The organism is Nocardioides pakistanensis (assembly GCF_054781215.1).
Genome location: NZ_BAAGUV010000004.1, coordinates 196,969 through 213,951 on the forward strand (window position 1 = coordinate 196,969; position 16,983 = coordinate 213,951).

A 16,983-nucleotide genomic window follows, 5' to 3' on the forward strand; every position below is an offset into this window, starting at 1 on the left:
CAGAAGGTGCCCACCCCGGGTCGTGCGGTCCCGCGGGCGCCACGGCGTCCGCCCAGCCACACGAGCGACGCGCTCCACACGAGCGGCGCGTCCGGGCGCCTCAGTGCAGGATCCGGCGCACCTTCGCGTGCGCCAGCGCCGCGCGGGCGGCGTTGGAGCCGCAGGCGCCGTGCACGCCGCCACCCGGGTGCGCCGACGCGGAGCCGAGGTAGAGCCCCTTCACGGGGGTCTCGGCGCGCCCGAACCCGGGCACCGGGCGGAACACCAGCTGCTGGTGCAGCCCGGAGGTGCCGCCGTTGAGGGCACCGCCGACGAGGTTCTCGTCGCGGGCCTCGAGCTCGCGCGGACCGAGCACCCGACGGGACAGCACCCGGTCGCCGAACCCGGGGGCGTGCTCCTCGATCCGGGCCTGCATCCGGTCGGCCATCTGCTCCCGCTCGTCGTGGTCCCAGCGTCCGGTGATGCCGTCGGGTCCGGCGTCGCGGTGCACCTCCTGGGGCACGTGCGTGTAGGCCCACACCGACTCCTTGCCGGCCGGAGCGCGGGTGGGGTCGGCGGCCGCCATCTGCCCCATCAGCACGAACGGCCTGGCCGGCACGGTGTGACCGGCCATCTGCGCGCCGGCGGTGGCGAGCTCGTCGAGGGTCTCGCTGATGTGCACCGTGCCGGGCGCCGCCGCCGGTGCGGTCGCCCACGGCACCGGCCCGTCGAGCGCCCAGTCCACCTTCACCGTGCCCGGGTCCCACTCGAAGCGGTCCATCTTGCGCCGCAGCCGCGACGGGAGGTGGTCCCACGACACGAGTTCGCCGTACAGCGCCGGCGCGGAGACGTCGGCGACCACGGCCCGGGTCGCCTCGACCAGGTCCCCGCCCTCGGTGCGTACGGCGCTCGCCCGGCCGTCGCGCACGACCACCTCGACCACCCGCTCGCCGGTGCGGATCGTCCCGCCGCGGGACTCGAACCGGCGTGCCATCGCCGCGGCGAGCATGCCGGCGCCGCCGCGGGGGACCGGGTAGCCGAGGTGCTGGCCGACCATCGCGAGCAGCCACCCCATGACGCCCGAGCCGGGGGCGTCGACCGGGATGTCGGTGTGCGCGGCGTTCCCGGCGATCAGCATCTTCGCCTCGATCCCCCGGAACTGCCGATCGGCCAGCGACCGGGCGGGGGAGAGCAACATCTGGACGAACGACAGCCCACCGACGCCGGGCAGCTTCGCGAGCGCACCGAGCCCGTTGCGCACCGGCGGGAACGGTGAGAGCAGGGCCCCGACCACCTGGTCGCCGATGCGCTGCCAGCCTCGGCACAGCTCCAGCCACGCGTCCCCGTCGCCGGGGGCGAGCTCGTCGAGCGCCGCGGCGGTCGCCTCGGGGGTGCGGTGCATCAGCGCCCACCTTCCGTCCCGGAACGGCGTCGCCGCGACGGCCGGGGCGTGCGACCACTCCAGCCCGAACCGCTCGAGCTCCAGGCCCTGGATGGTCGGCGAGACCATCGCCAACGGGTAGAACGAGCTGAACGTGTCGTGCACGAAGCCGTCGTGCACGTCGCTGTCGCTCTGCACCGCGCCGCCGACGCGGTCCTGCGCCTCCAGGACGAGCACGTCCCACCCCGCGTCGGCGAGCAGGTTCGCGGCGACGAGCCCGTTGGGGCCGCTGCCGATGACGACGGCGTCGTGTGCGCTCATGCGTCAGTCCTACCCGCTGGTGCGGGGGCTACGCGGTGACCCCGGTCAGTTCTCCGGGATCTCCATGTTGCCGAGCGCGCACTTGGTCAGCGGCTCGATCAGCTCCTGGCCGGCGTCCTCGTCGCCGGAGAAGGTGCCCACCAACATGCCGCGGACCGAATCCTCGGTGAGGGCGTCCTCGAAGCACTGCTTCACCTCGGCGCTCTGGTCGCCCATCGAGGAGCTGAGCTCGTCGGCGATCGTGTCCATCACCTCGGTGCAGTCGAACATCGAGTCGACGAGCACCTCGGCGTCCTCCTTGGCCATCTCCGGGGTCTCGGCCTTCTCGTTGACGGTGCCGTCCTCGTTGAGGAAGCCGTATTCCTTGAGCTTCTCGACCCCGATCCCGTCGACCATGTCCTCGGAGATGCAGTCGGCGTCCTTCTTCTCCAGCTCGATCATCTGCTCCTCGGCCTGCTGCTGCATCAGGTAGTCCGAGATCGCCGACTTGGCCTCCTCGTCCTCGCCGCCACCGCCACAGGCGGTCAGGACCAGGAGAGAGGCGAGAGCGGCGGACAGGAGGGTGCGCTTCATGGGGGCTCCCGGGCTGGAGGTCAGATCACGGGGAGCATAGCGGTCGAGGACCGCCTGGGCCGCGTCGATATCGTTCACGGACATGGAGCCACGAGCAGTGCCCGGAGCCGGAGAGGTGCGCGCCGAGGACGCCTTCGACGTCGCGGCGGTGGCGGCCTGGCTCGCCGCCCAGGACCTCGAACCGGCGCTGGCCGCGGACCTGGCCGGGGTGCCCGACGTACGCCAGTTCTCCTCCGGGGCGTCCAACCTGACCTACCTGCTGCGGTACCCCGCGCGAGACCTGATCCTGCGCCGCCCGCCCGCGGGACAGAAGGCTCGCGGCGCCCACGACATGGCGCGTGAGTTCACGATCCAGGCCCGGCTGCGTCCGGTGTTCCGCTACGTCCCGCAGGTGGTCGCGCTGTGCGAGGACGAGGGCGTGATCGGCTCGGAGTTCTATGTGATGGAGCGGATCGAGGGCACGATCCTGGGCCGTGACCTGCCGCCCGGCACCGACCTGACGCAGTCGCAGGTGCGCCGGATGTGCACCGGCGTCCTGGACCGCCTGGTCGAGCTGCACTCGGTGGACGCGCAGGCCGCCGGGCTGGGCGACCTCGGCAAGGGCCGGGGGTACGTCGCTCGCCAGGTCGCCGGATGGTCGGAGCGGTACCGCCGTGCCCGCACCGAGGACGTGCCCGACTTCGAGCAGGTGATGGCCTGGCTCGACGAGCACCAGCCCGACGACGTCGGCTCCTGCGTGATCCACAACGACTACCGCTTCGACAACGTCGTCCTCGACGACGACCTCGAGGTGCGCGGCATCCTGGACTGGGAGATGGCCACCCTCGGCGACCCGCTGATGGACCTCGGCGGCGCGCTGGCCTACTGGGTGCAGGCCGACGACGACGAGGTGTTCGCGCAGTTCCGGCGCCAGCCCACCCACCTGCCCGGGATGCTCACCCGCGCCGAGGTGGTCGACTACTACGCCGAGCGGACCGGCCTGACCGTCACACCCGAGCAGTGGCGCTTCTACGAGGTGTTCGGGCTGTTCCGGCTCGCGGTGATCGCCCAGCAGATCTACTACCGCTACTTCCACAAGCAGACCACCAACGAGGCGTTCGCGATCATGGGCCTGGCCGTCGGCTACCTCGACCAGCGCTGCCGGGGGCTGCTGCGATGAGCCAGATCCTGCTGGTCCGGCACGGCCAGGCGTCCTGGGGCAGCGACGACTACGACGTGCTCTCCGAGCTCGGCGAACGGCAGGCGCGGGCGCTCGGCGAGTCCCTGGCCGCCCGCGGCATCCGCCCCGACCTCGTCGTCCGCGGGTCGATGCGCCGGCACCGGCAGACGACCGAGCACGCCCTGGCCGGCGCCGGCTGGGAGCCCGGCGAGGTGGTCGAGGACGCCGACTGGGACGAGTTCGACCACGAGCAGGTCTTCGCGATGCACCCCGCCGCCTACGGGGAGGGCGAGGAGCTCACCCGCGCCCAGTTCCAGGAGTGGTTCGACGGGGCGCTGCTGCGCTGGGCCGGGGGCGAGTACGACCACGACTACGACGAGTCGTTCACCGCCTTCGCCGACCGCGTCGAGTCCGCGCTGCGCCGCACCGCCGACCGCCTCGGCCGCAACGAGACCGCCGTGGTGTTCACCTCCGGCGGGACGATCTCGAGGGTCGTGGTCTCGCTGCTCGGCGGCACCCCGCACACCTGGGCCCAGCTCAACCCGGTCACCGTCAACGCCTCGGTCACCAAGGTCGTGGTCGGCCGCCGCGGGATGACCCTGATCTCCTTCAACGACCACAGCCACCTCGAGCAGGCCGGCGACGGCTTCATCACCTACCGCTAAGGACCCGCATGTCGACGCAGTTCCGCAAGACGATCCTGATCACCGGCGCGAGCTCCGGGCTCGGCGAGGAGATGGCTCGGCAGTTCGCCGCTCTCGACCACGACCTCGCGCTCTGCGCCCGTCGTACCGACCGGCTCGAGGCGCTCAAGGCCGAGCTCGCCGGCAAGCACCCCGGCGTGCGGGTGGAGGTGCGCGCGCTCGACGTCAACGACGACGAGCAGGTGTTCGCGGTGTTCCGCGCCTTCCGCGAGGACTTCGGCAGCATCGACCGGGTCGTGATCAACGCCGGGCTCGGCAAGGGCGCCCCGATCGGCACCGGCCGGTACGACGCCAACAAGCAGACCGCGATCACCAACTTCATCGGCGCGCTCGCACAGACCGAGGCCGCGATGGAGATCTTCCGCGACCAGGACGCCGGCCACCTGGTGATGATCTCGTCGATGTCGGCGATGCGCGGGATGCCCAAGACGGTCACGACGTACGCCGCGACCAAGGCCGGCGTCGCGCACCTGGCCGAGGGGCTGCGTGCGGAGCTGATGGGCAGCCCGATCCGGATCTCGGTGATCTACCCCGGCTACATCCGCTCGGAGATGAACGAACGGGTCAAGAACGCCCCGTTCATCGTCGGCACCGAGAAGGGCGTGCGTTCCATCGTCGAGGCGATCGAGAAGGAGAAGCCGTCCGCGCGAGTGCCGGCCTGGCCGTGGGTGCCGCTCGGTGCGGCGATGAAGCACCTGCCGCTGCCCGTCGTACGCCGCCTGCTGGGCTGAGCCGGCTCTTGTGCGGGTCCTGGCCCGGCTGACCGGCGCTTGTGCGGCCCTGACCCCGCGGACGACCGGGGCTCGTGCGGGGCCGACCCGGGTGGGCCATTGCAGCGGGTCGTCGCCTCGGAGCAGGCTGGGAGACGACCGAGTGTGCCGACTCGAGGAGCGTGGTGATGGCAGGCAAGGTTGTGCACTTCGAGATCCCCTACGACGACGGCGACCGGGCCCGCGGCTTCTACCGCGAGGCGTTCGGCTGGGAGCTGTCGACCTGGGGCGAGGGCGACTACACGCTGGTGTCCACCGGTCCGACCGGCGAGTCCGGCGCCACCGAGCCGGGGTTCATCAACGGCGGGATGATGCAGCGCGAGGCGCCCTACTCGACGCCGGTGATCGTGATCGAGGTCGACGACGTCGACGCCGCGCTGGCCACCATCGAGCGGCTGGGCGGGTCGACGGTGATGGCCAAGCAGCCCGTCGGCGACATGGGTTGGTCGGCGTACTTCAAGGACCCCGAGGGCAACCTGATGGGGCTGTTCCAGACCACCTGAGGCCCCGGGCTCAGCGCAGGTAGCGCCGCGCCCCGGCGTACTCCGCGCGGTAGCTCGGCGTCGAGGTCGGGATGATCCGCACCTGCTTGCCGGTGCCGGGCGCCTCGATCATCTGGCCGTCGCCGACGAACATCGTCACGTGGTGGACCAGGCCGTCGGTCGCGTAGAACAGCAGGTCGCCCTTGCGCAGCGGCCGGACCGGCATGCCGCTCTGCGACTGCGGGAGGGCGTCGCGCGGGATCCGGATGCCGTGCACGCGGTAGGTCAGCCAGGTCAGTCCCGAGCAGTCCAGGCCGAACCCGGTCAGGCCCGACCACAGGTAGTCCAGCCCGAGGAAGGACTTCGCGACCCGCACGATGCTGCGCCGGCTCGGTGCGATCGCCGGCTCGCCGGTGTCGTGCACCCGGACCACGCTGCGCGCGAGCCGGCGCACCTTCCCGGTCGGGTCGACGACCCGGACGAACCGCGGCCGCTCGGTGACTACCGGGAACCTCGTGCCGTAGCTGATCTTCAGCACACGTCGGCTGTCCTGCTGGTCGGTGCGCAGCCAGGCGGTGCGCTTCACGACGGTGGCCCGTCGCGCGGAGGCCGTCGGCTGCTGGGCGGTGAGCTGGCGGCGCGGGACCCAGCCGGGGTACCCACGGCGGTCCTTCTGGCTCGGCTGCGACGGCACGACCACCTTCGCCCAGCCCGGCCGGAGCCGCAGCACGCGGACCCGGTCGCCGAGCAGCGCCTGCGTGTCGGCGCGGCCGTTGAGCGCGCGGCGCTCCGCGGTCGACATGCCGCTGAGCCAGGCGTCGATCCGGGCCGGGCGTTCGAGTGCGGGCGCGTCGACCGCGCGCGGCGACTCGGGGGAGCGCCACAGGGTCGTCACCGAGACCGCGACCCACGCGTCCCTCCCGGCTCGGAGGCCGGGTGCTCGTCGGGTCCGGGCGGCCGGGGGCGTGGTGGTGCTCGGTGCCGCGGTGCTCGGGGTGGCGCTTGCTGCGGTGCTCGACGTGGCGGTCGCGTGCGACGCCGGCGGCGCTTCCGTCGTACCCGATGCGCACGCGGTCAGCACGAGCGCGGCCGACAGCGCGACCGTGAGGGCGGCGCGGAGCGCGAGGTGGATCCGGTGGGCGAGCGGGTGCGAGGGTGGCATGCCACCAGGGTGCCCCCTGCGAGGGTGCTCCGACAGTGCCTTTGGTCGGTCCAGCCGCCGGAGGGCCCGTCGCTGGTCGAGCTCCTGGCCGCCGCTCGGGCTCCTGGCCGCTGGTCGAGCTCCTGGCCGCTGGTCGAGCTTGTCGAGGCCCTTGCGTGGCTGTTCGCCGTTCACTTGCAACGTTCTGCACCATTCGGAGCCCGAAAGTGGTGCATTTCGTTGCAACTCAGGGTCCGCGCCGTACGACGATCCCTCAGCCGCCGAACGTCATCCGGAAGTCACCGAGCCGGAACGAGGCGACCGGCTGGCGTCCGTGCAGCCAGGCCAACGGCCCATCGGCGCCGAAGTCCCAGTGGCCCAGGACCGGCATGTTGCGCGAGGTCCCGGACACCGGCGTCACCACCGGCGTGCCGTCGTCGCGGGTCTGCGCGACGGTGAACCGGAACGGGGTGCGCAGCGACGGCACCCGCGCGGCGGTGAACCGGGCCGCGGCGATCGGGGACCCGTTGATGTTCGCGTCTCCTGACGCCCGGACCGCGGGCCCGATCTCCCGGGACGACACGTGCAGCTCGGCGAGGTCCTTGGGGATCGCCCACAGGGAACGGCCGCCGTCGCGGGAGGCCTCGGAGTCGACCCAGATGTCGGTGATGTGGACCCGCGGCACGGCCCCGTCGCGGACCAGCCGGGCAAGCAGCAGCTCGCGGTAGGTGAGCACGCTCGGCTCGGTGTAGTCGACGAACGCGGCGCCGTACAGACCTGCGGGACGGTCGCCCGTGCCGGCGCGCACCGCGAACAGCGACAACCACATGTGGCCCTGCATCGACCAGGGCGGCGACGGGAACGGCACGGAAGCACTCTAGACCGCACCGGCGGTGCGTATGGCAACCTGTTGCACCTCTCTTCGGAAGGTCGTTCACACATGAGTGCACGCGTCTGCATCATCGGCGCAGGGTCGTCGGGCATCGCCGCCGCCCAGGTCCTCCACGAACGCGGGATCGACTTCGACTGCTTCGAGATGGGCAGCGAGGTGGGCGGCAACTGGCGCTACGAGAACGACAACGGCATGTCCTCGGCGTACCGCTCGCTGCACATCAACACCTCCCGGCAGCTGATGGAGTACCGCTCCTTCCCGATGCCCGAGGACCTGCCCGACTACCCGAGCCACTGGCAGATCGCGGACTACTTCGACGCCTTCGTCGACCACTTCGGCTTCCGCGACAAGATCACCTTCCGCACCGAGGTGGTCAAGGTCGAGCCGGTGGGGCCCGGGCGGTACGACGTCACCGTCCGCGGGCGTGACGAGCAGGGCCGGCCCGCCGAGCCCGAGCTGCACCACTACGAGCGCGTGATCGTCGCGAACGGCCACCACTGGGACCCGCGCTGGCCCGAGCCGTCCTTCCCGGGGTCGGAGACCTTCCCGGGCGTGCAGATGCACGCGCACTACTACAAGACCCCGCACCTGTTCGAGGGCAAACGCGTGCTGGTGCTCGGGATCGGCAACTCCGCAACCGACATCGCAGTGGAGTCCTCCCGCGTCGCCGAGGAGACCTACCTCGCGATGCGCCGCGGCGCGCACATCCTCCCGAAGTTCATCTTCGGCGTGCCCACCGACCACCTGACCGACTCGGTCGTCGCGCGGACACCGCTGGTCGTGCAACAGACGTTGATGGCGGCGATGCTGCGGATCACCCGAGGGAAGGTCACCGACTACGGGCTGCCCGAGCCCGACCACACGGTGCTGCACGCCCACCCGACGGTCAGCGACGACCTGCTGACCCGGCTCGGCCACGGCGACATCACGGTCAAGCCGAACATCGACCGGTTCGAGGGCTCGAAGGTGTTCTTCGTCGACGGCTCCGCCGCGGAGGTCGACGTCGTCGTCTACTGCACCGGCTACAAGGTGACCTTCCCGTTCTTCGACGAGAAGGTGGTGCGGGCCCAGGACAACCACATCGACCTGTACCGCCGGGTGGTGGACCCCGAGCACCCGGGCCTGTACTTCATCGGACTGATCCAGCCGCTCGGCGCGATCATGCCGCTGGCCGAGATCCAGGCCGAGTGGGTCGGCGACCTCATCGCCGGCGAGGGCGAGCTGCCGTCGTACGACGAGATGCGCGCCCAGATCGAGGAGTACGACGAGCAGCTCCGCCGTCGCTACGTGGCGTCCAAGAGGCACACGATCCAGGTGGACTTCCACAAGTACCTCGCCGAGATCGAGCGCGAGCGCCGCGCGTCGCGGGCCCGGGCGCTGGGCCGACCGGTGACCCGCACCGACCAGCTGCGCTCGGGCCTGCGCGGCCTGCGCGGCCTTGCCGGCGACGTGGTCACCCGGACCCGGGCCGGGCGAGACGCCGCCAGACATGGAGCGAGCCCCACCCGGTAGATGGCCTGCCCGGGTGGGGCTCGTGGTCGAGAGGTGAGCCGCTTGGCGTAGCGGCTACTACTACGCGGTTGCGTACTCCCGCTCGACGACCGGTGCGGCAGCGGTGGCGACCTTGGGCTGCTTCGTGGCGACGAAGAGGCCTGCTGCCAGCAGGATCAGGGTCAGGCCCACACCACCGGCCATGAAGGAGACACCGAAGGCCAGGACCGAGGTGAACAGGGCACCGCGGAGCAGGGCGCCGTTCATGGCGGTCGGGCGGACGGGGTCCTCGCGGTCCATCTCGGCGTAGGTCTTGCCGCCGGTGGCCTCGAGGGCGTGGGTGTCGATCACGTCGGCCTGGGCCCACGCGGTGATCGGGCCGTCGACGACCTCGCCGGCGTACTTGCCGGGGTTCTCCTCGCTGTACGGCGAGACGGTCATGTTCTGGTCGGCGAGCTGACTGGAGACCATCGTCCAGGCGACCCCGCCACCGACGAGCATGACGGCGCCGATGACGCCGATGACGGCGGCGATGATCCTGGTGATGCGGGTGTTCGTAGCCATTGTGGTTCGTGTCCCTTCCGGACTGGTAGCCGTCGCGGTGTCCGGGATCTTCCGGTCCTTGCGCTTTTGACACTTAGATCCTCGGCGATCCAGCGGCCGAATCGGACCGGCAAAGGTCCCGTCCTGACAGGCCTTGGTCGGGTCCTTCGCGGGACCTTCACCGGGCCTGAGGTCCCGGCCCGACCGGGACCCTGTCGGGTCGGGGTGCTGCCGGCGGACGCCGAACCGGCGCTCGTGCGTCGGACCCGGCCGGCGGGCCGCCCGGGCAGCCGGGCCGGCACTCGTGCGGACGCGTGGCCCGGGCGCTCCGGCTAGCGCAGGTCGACGGCGTACTCGAGCTCGGTCGGATGCGGCGGCCACGGGGCCGCCTGTTGTTCGCCGGTCGCGCTCCAGCCGAGGTGTTCGTACAGCCCGCGGGCGCGGTGGTTCTCCGCCAGCACCCACAGCGTGGCGCGCTCTGCGCCTCCTGCAGCGATCGCCTCGAGGGCCTGGGTGATGGCCGTTCTTGCCAGGCCTTCGCCCCAGTGGTCGGGATGGACTGCCAGGTGGCGCAGCGTGCGGTCGTCGTACGCCGCATAGGCGCTGAGCCCGCCGGGTCGTTCCGTGACGAGCACCGTGGCCGAGGGATCCTCCAGGACCAGGCGCCAGCGCGACAGCACGGCGTCGAACGGGAACGGGAACCTCTCGGGTGGGAACACGTGGCCAAGTGCCTCGAGGTTGGCGTCGCGCTCGAGCTCGGCCAGCGGCAACAAGTCGGATTCGGTGGCGGCGCGGAACACGCGGCCATTCTGCCCCGGCCACTCAGCCGTACAGGCGGGCGCCGGCTACCGACCACGCCCGTCACAACCGTTCAGCTGAGCGGTTGTGACAGCCGCACGTCGGCGAAGCACCGTCACAACCGTTCAGCTGAGCGGTTGTGACAGCCGCACTCGGCGAAACCCCGTCACAACCGTTCAGCTGAACGATCATGGCAGCCGTGGGAGAGCTTGCCCGGGCCGCCTCCGGTCGCGGGCGCTTCCTCGAGGCAGGCCCAACTCAGAAAAAGTCAGGCTTGACTGTTTGTTGCCAGCCAGGCCAGGATGGCGCGCATGACCACGACCGCGGCGCGCGTGCCCCAGGAGGAGCGCACCCGCGCCATGCGTCACCGCCTGCTCGAGGCGACGGTGGAGCTGCTGGTCGAACGCGGCTGGAGCGGTACGACGACCACCCTGGTCTCGAAACGCGCAGGGGTGTCGCGGGGCGCGCAGCTGCACCACTTTCCGACGAAGAGCGCGCTGGTGCTCGCCGCCGTGGAACACCTCAGCGAGGTGCGTGGACGCGAGCTCGATGAGGCGGCCGGGAAGCTCCCCGGTGGCCGACGTCGCACCCGGGCCGTGCTGGAGATGCTCGCGGACCACTTCACCAGCCCGGTGTTCACCGCCGCCCTGGAGCTCTGGGTCGCTGCCCGCACCGACCCCGACCTCCTGGCCGCGGTCTCCCCGCTCGAGCGCAACATCGGTCGCGAGATCCACCGCCGGACCGTGGAGCTGCTCGACGTCGACGAGACCAGCCCCGGCACCCGCGAGCTGGTGCAGGCCACGCTGGACCTCGTCCGCGGCCTCGGCCTGGCCAACACGATCAGCGACGACACCGCCCGCCGCAAGCGGATCCTCGACGAGTGGGCGCGCACGCTCGACACGCGCCTGCGCCGCGACCAGAAGCAGGAGAAGCGATGACCGAGCAGCACACCGCTCCGACCGACGCGAGCCGGACCAAGCGCAAGCAGCTGTGCCGGGTGGTGACCGACCTGGCGGTCGAGGGCGACGTCCTCGACGGGATCGTCGCGCCGCTCGCCCCGGATGCCTGGCGCACGCCCACCCCTGCCGAGGGTTGGGACGTCGCCCACCAGATCGCGCATCTCGCGTGGACCGACGAGGTCGCGGTCAAGGCGGCCACCGACAAGGAGGCCTGGGACGCCGTGGTGCTGCAGGCGATCGAGGACCCGACCGGGTTCGTCGACACCGAGGCCGCGCGGCTTGCGGCCCTGGAACCGGGGGTGCTTCTCGCTCGCTGGCGCGAGGCCCGCGCCACCCTCGCGGAGACCCTGCTCGCGCTGCCCGAGGGCGCCAAGCTGCCCTGGTTCGGCCCGCCGATGAGCGCCACGTCGATGGCCACTGCGCGCTACATGGAGACCTGGGCGCACGGGCTCGACGTCGCCGAGGCTCTCGGCGTCGAGCTGCCGCCCACCGACCGGATCCGGCACCTCGTGCACCTCGGTGTGCGCACCCGCAACTTCGCCTTCTCCGTGCACGAGCTCGACGCCCCGGCCGAGGAGTTTCGGGTCGAGCTGACCTCCCCGAGCGGGGAGACGTGGGCTTACGGGCCCGAGGACGCCGCCCAGTCGGTTCGTGGATCGGCGTACGACTTCTGCCTGCTGGTCACCCAGCGCCGCCACCGCGACGACCTCGACCTGGTGGCGGACGGTCCCGACGCGGACCGGTGGCTCGACATCGCCCAGGCCTTCGCCGGCCCGCCGGGCACGGGCCGGGTCCCCACGAGCTCGACCGACGAGGTCTCGACCCTTCGGCAGGCTCAGGGCACCGCAGGCGGGGAGGGCGCATGAGTACGACCGGCGCGACCGGTGACGTGCTGCGGATCGGCAACTGCAGCGGGTTCTACGGCGACCGGCTCTCGGCGATGCGCGAGATGCTCGAAGGCGGCGAGCTCGACGTGCTCACCGGCGACTACCTGGCCGAGCTCACCATGCTGATCCTCGGCCGCGACAAGATGAAGGACCCCAACCTCGGCTACGCGCGCACGTTCGTGAAGCAGGCCGAGGACTGCATGGGCCTGGCGCTGGAGGGCGGCGTGAAGATCGTCTCCAACGCCGGCGGCCTGAACCCGGCCGGCCTCGCCGACCGGCTCCGCGAGATCGCGAAGGCACAGGGCCTCGACCCTCGGATCGCCTACGTACAAGGCGACGACCTGATGCCGCGGGTCGGCGAGCTGGGGATCCACAACGCCCTCACCGCCAACGCGTACCTCGGCGCGTTCGGCATCGCGGCAGCCCTCGACCGGGGCGCAGACATCGTCGTCACCGGACGGGTCACCGACGCCTCTGTGGTGGTCGGACCGGCAGCCTCGCACTTCGGCTGGAGCCCGGCGCAGTACGACGAGCTCGCCGGCGCGATGGTCGCGGGCCACATCATCGAGTGCGGCACCCAGGCCACCGGCGGCAACTTCTCCGGCTTCCGCTCCTTCAAGCCCGACACCCGGCCGCTCGGCTTCCCGATCGCCGAGGTGGCCGCCGACGGCAGCTCGGTGATCACCAAGCACCCCGGCACCGGTGGCGTCGTCACCACCGACACGGTGACCGCTCAGCTGGTCTACGAGATCGGCGAACCCACCTACCTCGGTCCCGACGTCTCCGCACGCCTGGACACGATCGAGCTCGCCGCCGACGGACCCGACCGAGTACGGGTCTCCGGGGTGCGTGGTGAGGCACCGCCATCGACGCTCAAGGTCTGCGTCAACGAGCTCGGCGGCTTCCGCAACAGCGTGGAGTTCGTGCTGGTCGGCCTGGACATCGACGCCAAGGCCGACTGGGTCCGCGCCCAGATGGAGGCGGCGCTGGCCGCGCACCCGCCGGCCGCCGTCCAGTGGACCCTCGCGCGCACCGACCGCGAGGACGCCTCGACCGAGGAGGCCGCGAGCTGCCGGCTGCGATGTTCGGTCAAGGACTCGGACCCGAACGTCGTCGGCAAGCGGTTCACCGCGGCCGCCGTCGAGCTCGGCCTGGCGTCCTACCCCGGCTTCACGCTGACCGCGCCGCCGGCACCCGCATCCCCCTACGGCGTCTACCGGGCGGAGTACGTCGACCGTGGCATCGTGCAGCACTCCGTGGTGCACGCCGACGGCACAGCCCAGCTCGTCGAGGGGCCCGCCGTGCTCGATGCCCCTCCCTCCGACACTCAGTCCGCTGGAAGCGCCGACTTCGCTGACGGGGCTGACGGGACTGGAGGCGTTGACGGTGCTGCCGCCGCTGCCACATCGGCGGACGGAGCCGCGCCGAGCGCCGCATCGGTCGAGCCCGAGCCCGCGAGCCGGCCGGAGTCGTCCCCGACGCAGGCACCGGACGACGTGGCCGCCGCGGTGGCCGAGCAGGCACCCCCGGACACCGTCACCCGCCGGCTCCCGCTGGGCACCTTCGTCCATGCCCGTTCCGGCGACAAGGGCGGCGACGCCAACGTCGGGTTGTGGGTCGACCGCAGCCGGCACACCGAGGAGCGCGTCGCCTGGCTGACCAAGCTGGTCACGCCGGAGAAGATCCGCGAGCTCGTGCCCGAGGCGGAGGACCTCCCGGTGGAGGTGTATCCACTGCCCAACCTGGGCGCGGTCAACGTCGTGATCCGCGGTCTGCTCGGTCAGGGCGTCGCGGCCTCGACCAGGTTCGACCCCCAGGCGAAGGCCCTGGGCGAGTGGCTGCGCTCGCGCCACGTGAGCATCACGGAGGACCTGCTGTGAGCATCACCCAGACCCCAACGGCGAGGTTCTTCACGCCGGAGCAGGAGGCGCTGCGCGACAGCGCGAGAGCCTTCGTGCGCAAGGAGGTCCTGCCGCACCTGCAGGTGTGGGAGGACGCCCGCCAGGTGCCCCGCGAGCTGCACACCAAGGCCGCCGCGCAGGGCTTCCTCGGGCTCGGCGTACCCGAGGAGAAGGGCGGCAGCGGCGGCACCTTCCTCGATGCTCTGGCGCTGACCGAGGCCATGGCGGAGGCCGGGGCCAGCTCGGGCCTGCTCGCGGCACTGTTCACCTCCGGGATCGCGCTTCCTCACATCGTGGCCGCTGGCACCGACAGTCTGGTCGACCGTTTCGTCCGGCCGACCCTGGCGGGAGAGACGATCGGGTCGCTGGCGATCACCGAGCCCGGTGGCGGCTCCGACGTCGCGAACATCCGCACGACCGCCGTACGCGACTCCGCGACCGGCGACTTCGTCGTCAACGGTGCGAAGACCTTCATCACCTCCGGCGTCCGCGCCGACTTCGTCACCACCGCCGTGCGCACCGGCGAGCCCGGCTGGAGTGGGATCAGCCTGCTCGTGATCGAGAAGGGCACACCCGGCTTCGAGGTCACCGGGTCGCTGTCCAAGATGGGCTGGCACTGCTCCGACACCGCCGAGCTGTCGTTCACCGACGTGCGGGTGCCGGCGGCGAACCTCGTCGGTGAGGAGAACGGCGGGTTCGTCCTGATCGCCCAGCAGTTCGTCACCGAGCGGCTGGCGCTGGCCGTCCACGGCTACGGCATCGCGACCCGCGCCCTGGAACTGACCGTCGACTACGCCAAGCAGCGCGAGACGTTCGGCAAGCCGCTGGCCGCACGCCAGGTCGTGCAGCACAAACTCGTCGAGATGCACCGCAAGGTCGACGTCGCCCGCACCTACACCCGCGAGGTCGCCCGACGGTTCGTCAACGGTGAGGAACCACTCGCAGAAGCCTTGCAGGCAAAGGCCTTCGCGGTCGAGGCGTGCGAGTTCGTGGTCGACCAGGCCGTCCAGATCCACGGCGGCACCGGATACATGCACGGGATCGAGGTGGAGCGGGCCTACCGCGACGCCAGGATCCTCGGAATCGGAGGAGGAGCCACCGAAGTGCTCAACGACCTGACCGCCCGACTGCTGGGGTACACCGCATGAGCGCCGACACCGACACCGCGCCGGGGACCGAGCCGGTCGAGACCGCGGCGCCGCCCACCCGGCGCGAGGCGATGCTCGAGAAGCTCGCCGCGCTGGACGCCGAGCACGCCAAGGCCGTCGCGGGCGGGGGCGAGAAGTACGTCGCCCGGCACCGCGAACGCGGCAAGCTGACCGCCCGCGAACGCGTCGAGCTGCTGCTCGACGAGGGCTCGGCGTTCCTCGAGCTCAACCCGCTGGCCGGCTGGGGCTCGGACTTCACGGTCGGTGCGAGCGTGGTCACCGGCATCGGCGTGATCGAGGGCGTCGAGTGCATGATCACCGCCAACGACCCCACGGTGCGCGGTGGCGCGAGCAACCCGTGGACGTTGAAGAAGCTGTTCCGGGCAGCGCAGATCGCCCGGGAGAACCGGCTGCCGCAGGTCAACCTCGTCGAGTCCGGTGGCGCCGACCTGCCGACGCAGAAGGAGATCTTCATCCCCGGCGGCGACCTGTTCCGGGGGCTGACCAAGGCGAGCGCTGCGAAGACGCCGACGATCGCGCTGGTCTTCGGCAACTCCACCGCCGGCGGTGCCTACGTGCCGGGCATGAGCGACTACGTGGTGATGGTCAAGGAGGGCGCGAAGGTCTTCCTCGCCGGGCCGCCGCTGGTCAAGATGGCCACCGGCGAGGAGTCCGACGACGAGTCGCTCGGCGGCGCGGAGATGCACGCGCGCCAGTCCGGCCTGGCCGACTACCTCGCGGTCGACGAGTACGACGCGATCCGGCTCGGCCGGCGGATCGTCGCGCGGCTGAACTGGCGCAAGGCGAGGCCGTTCGGCGGGGTCTCGACAGGCTCGACCACCGGCGCGGGCTCGACCACCGGGGTCTCGACAGGCTCGACCACCGGCGTGGGCTCGACCACCGGCGCGGGCTCGACCACCGGGGTCTCGACGGGCTCGGCCACCGGCGCGGGCTCGACCACCGGGGTCTCGACAGGCTCGACCAGCGGGGCCGGGTTCGCCGAGCCGGAGAAGGACGTCGAGGAGCTGCTCGACCTGATCCCGACCGACCTGAAGGAGCCGTTCGACCCCCGCGAGGTGATCGAGCGGGTCTGTGACGGCGTCAGCGAGACCAACAAGGTCGTCTTCGACGAGTTCAAGCCGCTCTACGGCCCCTCGCTGGTCACCGGCTGGGCGAAGATCCACGGCCGCCAGGTCGGCATCCTCGCCAACGCGCGTGGGGTGCTGTTCAGCGAGGAGTCGCAGAAGGCCGCGCAGTTCATCCAGCTGGCCAACCAGATCGACGTACCCCTGCTGTTCCTGCACAACACCACCGGCTACATGGTCGGCAAGGAGTACGAGCAGGGCGGGATCATCAAGCACGGCTCGATGATGATCAACGCGGTCAGCAACTCCACGGTCCCGCACATCTCGCTGATCATGGGCGCGTCCTACGGTGCTGGGAACTACGGCATGGCCGGTCGGGCGTACGACCCGCGGTTCCTGTTCACCTGGCCGTCGGCGAAGTCCGCGGTGATGGGCCCCCAGCAGCTCGCCGGTGTGCTCTCGATCGTCGCGCGGCAGGCCGCGGAGGCGAAGGGCAAGCCGTACGACGAGGAGGCCGATGCCGGACTGCGGGCCTACGTCGAGGAGCAGATCGAGAAGGAGTCGCTGCCCTACGTGCTGTCCGGGATGTTGTACGACGACGGCGTGATCGACCCGCGCGACACCCGCACCGTGCTCGGCATCGCCCTGTCCGTGATCGACAACGCCCCGTACGAGGGCACCGACCGCTTCGGCGTCTTCAGGATGTGATGAGGGATGTACGTGGTTTCGAGACGCTCGCAGGCTCGCCCCTCAACCACCGAGGGGGCGG

At 71.3% G+C, this 16,983-nt stretch carries 16 protein-coding genes; 10 read left to right on the forward strand and 6 right to left on the reverse strand.

What is annotated here, in order from left to right; all coding sequences use genetic code 11:
- Positions 1-100: 100 nt before the first annotated feature.
- Both ACYVIH_RS02355 and ACYVIH_RS02360 read right to left on the reverse strand, forming a co-directional pair.
- Positions 101-1,681 (reverse strand): phytoene desaturase family protein, encoded by a 1,581-nt coding sequence (locus ACYVIH_RS02355; RefSeq protein WP_460865531.1) that lies wholly within the window; start codon positions 1,679-1,681, stop codon positions 101-103.
- A 45-nt stretch (positions 1,682-1,726) separates the two neighbouring features.
- Positions 1,727-2,254: a hypothetical protein gene (locus tag ACYVIH_RS02360; protein ID WP_460865533.1), complete on the reverse strand. Its 528-nt coding sequence runs from the start codon at positions 2,252-2,254 to the stop codon at positions 1,727-1,729.
- Between the two features lie 82 nt (positions 2,255-2,336).
- Here ACYVIH_RS02360 and ACYVIH_RS02365 point away from each other — a divergent pair, with 82 nt between their 5' ends.
- The 4 genes from ACYVIH_RS02365 (at position 2,337) to ACYVIH_RS02380 (ending at position 5,390) form a co-directional block, all read left to right on the forward strand.
- The gene (locus tag ACYVIH_RS02365; RefSeq protein ID WP_460865535.1) at positions 2,337-3,413 is read left to right on the forward strand and encodes a phosphotransferase family protein; all 1,077 of its coding nucleotides are present in this window, start codon (positions 2,337-2,339) and stop codon (positions 3,411-3,413) included.
- Positions 3,410-4,078 (forward strand): histidine phosphatase family protein, encoded by a 669-nt coding sequence (locus ACYVIH_RS02370; RefSeq protein ID WP_460865537.1) that lies wholly within the window; start codon positions 3,410-3,412, stop codon positions 4,076-4,078. The genes ACYVIH_RS02365 and ACYVIH_RS02370 overlap by 4 nt, the downstream gene beginning before the upstream one ends.
- Positions 4,079-4,086: 8 nt before the next feature.
- Positions 4,087-4,848 (forward strand): SDR family oxidoreductase, encoded by a 762-nt coding sequence (locus ACYVIH_RS02375; RefSeq protein ID WP_460865540.1) that lies wholly within the window; start codon positions 4,087-4,089, stop codon positions 4,846-4,848.
- Positions 4,849-5,015: 167 nt separating this feature from the next.
- Positions 5,016-5,390 (forward strand): VOC family protein, encoded by a 375-nt coding sequence (locus ACYVIH_RS02380; protein ID WP_460865542.1) that lies wholly within the window; start codon positions 5,016-5,018, stop codon positions 5,388-5,390.
- A 10-nt stretch (positions 5,391-5,400) separates the two neighbouring features.
- Here the strand turns inward: ACYVIH_RS02380 and ACYVIH_RS02385 are convergent, their stop codons facing one another.
- Positions 5,401-6,531, reverse strand: a complete 1,131-nt coding sequence (locus tag ACYVIH_RS02385; RefSeq protein WP_460865544.1) for a C40 family peptidase — start codon at positions 6,529-6,531, stop codon at positions 5,401-5,403.
- A gap of 253 nt (positions 6,532-6,784) precedes the next feature.
- Positions 6,785-7,378, reverse strand: coding sequence for an acetoacetate decarboxylase family protein (locus tag ACYVIH_RS02390; protein ID WP_460865546.1), 594 nt, complete (start codon positions 7,376-7,378; stop codon positions 6,785-6,787).
- A gap of 72 nt (positions 7,379-7,450) precedes the next feature.
- On the opposite strand from ACYVIH_RS02390, the gene ACYVIH_RS02395 reads away from it, so the two are divergent.
- The gene (locus ACYVIH_RS02395) at positions 7,451-8,914 is read left to right on the forward strand and encodes a flavin-containing monooxygenase (RefSeq protein ID WP_460865548.1); all 1,464 of its coding nucleotides are present in this window, start codon (positions 7,451-7,453) and stop codon (positions 8,912-8,914) included.
- 60 nt (positions 8,915-8,974) lie between these two features.
- Here the strand turns inward: ACYVIH_RS02395 and ACYVIH_RS02400 are convergent, their stop codons facing one another.
- Together ACYVIH_RS02400 and ACYVIH_RS02405 are read right to left on the reverse strand one after the other, a co-directional pair.
- A complete protein-coding gene (locus ACYVIH_RS02400; RefSeq protein ID WP_460865550.1) occupies positions 8,975-9,457 on the reverse strand; it encodes an aromatic ring-opening dioxygenase LigA in 483 nt (160 codons plus the stop codon).
- Positions 9,458-9,768: 311 nt separating this feature from the next.
- Positions 9,769-10,236, reverse strand: a complete 468-nt coding sequence (locus tag ACYVIH_RS02405; RefSeq protein ID WP_460865552.1) for a GNAT family N-acetyltransferase — start codon at positions 10,234-10,236, stop codon at positions 9,769-9,771.
- 309 nt (positions 10,237-10,545) lie between these two features.
- On the opposite strand from ACYVIH_RS02405, the gene ACYVIH_RS02410 reads away from it, so the two are divergent.
- The 5 genes from ACYVIH_RS02410 (at position 10,546) to ACYVIH_RS02430 (ending at position 16,922) form a co-directional block, all read left to right on the forward strand.
- Positions 10,546-11,172 (forward strand): TetR/AcrR family transcriptional regulator, encoded by a 627-nt coding sequence (locus ACYVIH_RS02410; RefSeq protein ID WP_460865554.1) that lies wholly within the window; start codon positions 10,546-10,548, stop codon positions 11,170-11,172.
- Positions 11,169-12,059, forward strand: coding sequence for a TIGR03084 family metal-binding protein (locus tag ACYVIH_RS02415; protein ID WP_460865556.1), 891 nt, complete (start codon positions 11,169-11,171; stop codon positions 12,057-12,059). Before ACYVIH_RS02410 ends, ACYVIH_RS02415 begins: the two co-directional genes overlap by 4 nt.
- Positions 12,056-13,960, forward strand: a complete 1,905-nt coding sequence (locus ACYVIH_RS02420) for an acyclic terpene utilization AtuA family protein (RefSeq protein WP_460865559.1) — start codon at positions 12,056-12,058, stop codon at positions 13,958-13,960. Before ACYVIH_RS02415 ends, ACYVIH_RS02420 begins: the two co-directional genes overlap by 4 nt.
- Positions 13,957-15,129, forward strand: coding sequence for an acyl-CoA dehydrogenase family protein (locus tag ACYVIH_RS02425; protein WP_460865563.1), 1,173 nt, complete (start codon positions 13,957-13,959; stop codon positions 15,127-15,129). The genes ACYVIH_RS02420 and ACYVIH_RS02425 overlap by 4 nt, the downstream gene beginning before the upstream one ends.
- Before the next feature lie 71 nt (positions 15,130-15,200).
- On the forward strand, positions 15,201-16,922 hold the full coding sequence (locus ACYVIH_RS02430; protein WP_460865746.1) for an acyl-CoA carboxylase subunit beta: 1,722 nt from the start codon (positions 15,201-15,203) through the stop codon (positions 16,920-16,922).
- Positions 16,923-16,983: the final 61 nt, after the last annotated feature.

Bases quoted from the DNA above. Each gene is read 5' to 3' on its own strand.
- ACYVIH_RS02395 (WP_460865548.1), top strand. From the start codon at position 7,451: ATGAGTGCACGCGTCTGCATCATCGGCGCAGGGTCGTCGGGCATCGCC.
- ACYVIH_RS02360 (WP_460865533.1), bottom strand. From the start codon at position 2,254: ATGAAGCGCACCCTCCTGTCCGCCGCTCTCGCCTCTCTCCTGGTCCTG.
- ACYVIH_RS02420 (WP_460865559.1), top strand. From the start codon at position 12,056: ATGAGTACGACCGGCGCGACCGGTGACGTGCTGCGGATCGGCAACTGC.
- ACYVIH_RS02410 (WP_460865554.1), top strand. From the start codon at position 10,546: ATGACCACGACCGCGGCGCGCGTGCCCCAGGAGGAGCGCACCCGCGCC.
- ACYVIH_RS02370 (WP_460865537.1), top strand. From the start codon at position 3,410: ATGAGCCAGATCCTGCTGGTCCGGCACGGCCAGGCGTCCTGGGGCAGC.
- ACYVIH_RS02430 (WP_460865746.1), top strand. From the start codon at position 15,201: ATGCTCGAGAAGCTCGCCGCGCTGGACGCCGAGCACGCCAAGGCCGTC.
- ACYVIH_RS02365 (WP_460865535.1), top strand. From the start codon at position 2,337: ATGGAGCCACGAGCAGTGCCCGGAGCCGGAGAGGTGCGCGCCGAGGAC.
- ACYVIH_RS02380 (WP_460865542.1), top strand. From the start codon at position 5,016: ATGGCAGGCAAGGTTGTGCACTTCGAGATCCCCTACGACGACGGCGAC.
- ACYVIH_RS02385 (WP_460865544.1), bottom strand. From the start codon at position 6,531: ATGCCACCCTCGCACCCGCTCGCCCACCGGATCCACCTCGCGCTCCGC.
- ACYVIH_RS02375 (WP_460865540.1), top strand. From the start codon at position 4,087: ATGTCGACGCAGTTCCGCAAGACGATCCTGATCACCGGCGCGAGCTCC.
- ACYVIH_RS02400 (WP_460865550.1), bottom strand. From the start codon at position 9,457: ATGGCTACGAACACCCGCATCACCAGGATCATCGCCGCCGTCATCGGC.
- ACYVIH_RS02415 (WP_460865556.1), top strand. From the start codon at position 11,169: ATGACCGAGCAGCACACCGCTCCGACCGACGCGAGCCGGACCAAGCGC.
- ACYVIH_RS02355 (WP_460865531.1), bottom strand. From the start codon at position 1,681: ATGAGCGCACACGACGCCGTCGTCATCGGCAGCGGCCCCAACGGGCTC.